Here is a 2,383-nt window from a genome sequence, read left to right as displayed (position 1 = left end):
CGGGCCGGGCGACACCGCCGGAGTCGGTCCCGGCCGGCGGGGGCGGGCGGACGAGCGACCGGGTCACTCCCGGTAGCGGCGATCCGCCACGACGCCCTCGCCCCGGTCGGCGTCGAACCGGTACACCTCGCGACCGCGGACGAACACCCGGTCGGCGTGGTTCATCACGTCCAGCGGATCGCCCGACCACAGCACCACGTCGCCGTCCAGACCGGGCCGCAGCGCCCCGACCCGGTCGTCGAGCCCGAGCATCCGCGCCGGGTTGACCGTCAGCGCGCGCAGCGCGGTCTCCCGGTCCAACCCGTACTTGACCGCCAGGGCCGCCTCGTACACGAGGAAGTCGATCGGGATGACCGGGTGGTCGGTGGTCAGCGCGATCGGCACCCCGGCGCGGGCGAGCACTCCCGCCGAGCGCAGTGTCCGGTTGCGCACCTCGACCTTCGACCGCGTGGTGAACAACGGACCCAGGATCACCGGGACGTCGTGCTCGGCGAGGAAGTCGGCGACCAGGTGGCCCTCGGTGCCGTGGTTGACCACGAGTCGGTAACCGAACTCCTCGGCCAGCCGCACCGCCGTCACGATGTCGTCGGCGCGGTGGGTGTGCTGGTCCCAGTACAGCTCGCCGTCGAGCACCCGGGTCAGCGCCTGGAGGGTGAGATCCACGTCGAACGGCTTGCCCTCGGCGCGGGCGTGGTCGCGCTGGGCGGCGTAGTTGCGGGCCTTCGTGAACGCCTCGCGCAGTGTGGCGGCGACCCCGAGCCGGGTGGCCGGCGTCCGGTCCTTCTCGCCCCAGACGCGCTTCGGGTTCTCCCCCAGCGCGCTCTTCACGCTGACCGACTCGGCGAAGAGCATGTCCAGCACGGTGCGGCCCCAGGTCTTCACGCCGACCGTCTGCCCGCCGATGGGGTTGCCCGAGCCGGGTTTGATCACGACGCTGGTGACCCCGCCCGCGAGCGCGTCGTCGAAGCCCACCTCGTAGGGGTCGATGCCGTCGATGGCGCGGAACCGGGCGCCGTTCGGGTCGGTCATCTCGTTGACGTCCTCGCCGGACCAGCCCTCGCCCTCCTCGCTCACGCCGAGGTGGGCGTGCGCGTCGAGGAAGCCGGGCAGCACCCATGCGCCGGCCGCGTCCACGACCTCCGCGTCGGCGGGGACGGTCACGTCCGCACCCACCGCGGTGATCTTTCCGTCCGAGATCAGCACCGTGCCGCCGTCGACGGGATCGCCGTCGACGGGGACCACGTAGCCGTTGGTGATCGCTGTCGTCATGGTGGTCACGTTAGTGGTCGGTCGACCCGGATGCCCCAGCTTCCCCGCCACGACTCGCCCGGTTCCAGGGTGATCAGGCCGGTTCCCGAGTTCAGCGCGTCGGGCGGGCAGGTCATGGGCTCCACGGCGACGGCCCGCCCCCGGTCCCCGAGACGCGCCGGGGTGAACACCTGAGCCCACCCGAAGTCCGGCCCGGCCCACAGCTCCACCGTGGTGTCCTGGTGGGACAGCCGGTGGTGGTACCGGCCGTCGGCGCCCGGCACCAGCCCGCCGAAGGCGGTGTCCAGGTCGAGTCCGCCGACGATCCTGCCGGAGCGCAGGTCGGCCGCGGTGCCGTCGACGTCGGTCTCCTCGCCGAACGGCCAGTCGCCGTCCACCTGCGGCCACATGCGGGTGGCCGGCACCGTCAGGGTGAGCTCGTCGGTGGGGGTGTCGCCGATCCGCAGGTACGGGTGGGTGCCGACGCCGAACCCGACGGCCTCCGTGCCGGTGTTGGTGACCTCGTGGGTGACCACGAGGCCGCGGGGGGCGAGGTCGTAGACGATCCCGGTGTGCAGCGGAACCGGCCAGCCGGGTTCGTCGGTGATGTCGACCTCCAGCCGGATGAACGACTCGCCGTGTTCGAGCACCTGCCACTCCCGGTGGCGCACGAGCCCGTGGATGGCGTTGCCGCGGTCGGGCTCCGTGACCTCCAGTTCCTGCGGCTGCCCGTCATGTGTCCAGCGTGCGCCGTGCGTACGGTTCGGCCACGGCAGCAGGACCTGACCCGCGGCCTTCGGCGGCTCGGCCGCCGCGTCGAACGTCTCCACGTACGGCACGCCGTTGATCTCGAAGGCGCGCAGCCCCGCCCCGATCTCGGTGACCACGGCGCGGGCCCCGCCCCGGCTCAGTTCGAACTGTTCCCCCGTCGGATTCGCCATGCCCGGGAAGATACCGGGCGCGACCGGGCGCGCCCGCGACGACGGTGCGTGTCCGCGAACGCCCGGTGCGCTGTGTCCGTGGACGCGTGCGCTACAGGGTCGCCGGGGTCGGGGCGCGGTAGCGCCAGAACGCGGGCAGGAGCACGACGGCGACGGCGAGGCCGGCCAGGACCAGCAGTCCGCCTCCGGTCGCG

2 protein-coding genes are annotated in these 2,383 nt (G+C 73.0%); both read right to left on the bottom strand.

Translation table 11 applies throughout. The features are described 5' to 3' along the window. Positions 1–63 precede the first annotated feature (63 nt). Positions 64–1,269, bottom strand: coding sequence for an amidohydrolase (locus SACHA_RS0117675; protein ID WP_028663309.1), 1,206 nt, complete (start codon positions 1,267–1,269; stop codon positions 64–66). Positions 1,270–1,274: 5 nt separating this feature from the next. Further along, positions 1,275–2,189 carry an aldose 1-epimerase family protein gene (locus SACHA_RS0117670; protein ID WP_019811917.1) on the bottom strand — a complete coding sequence of 305 codons (915 nt, stop codon included), beginning with the start codon at positions 2,187–2,189 and terminating at the stop codon, positions 1,275–1,277. Positions 2,190–2,383: the final 194 nt, after the last annotated feature.

Origin of the sequence: Saccharomonospora halophila 8, assembly GCF_000383775.1 — a bacterium.
GTDB classification, from domain to species: Bacteria; Actinomycetota; Actinomycetes; order Mycobacteriales; family Pseudonocardiaceae; genus Saccharomonospora; species Saccharomonospora halophila.
This window is presented reverse-complemented; position numbering and strand designations above follow the sequence as displayed.

Excerpts from the sequence above, each read along its gene's own strand:
- SACHA_RS0117675 (WP_028663309.1), bottom strand. The coding sequence starts at position 1,269 with ATGACGACAGCGATCACCAACGGCTACGTGGTCCCCGTCGACGGCGAT.
- SACHA_RS0117670 (WP_019811917.1), bottom strand. The coding sequence starts at position 2,189 with ATGGCGAATCCGACGGGGGAACAGTTCGAACTGAGCCGGGGCGGGGCC.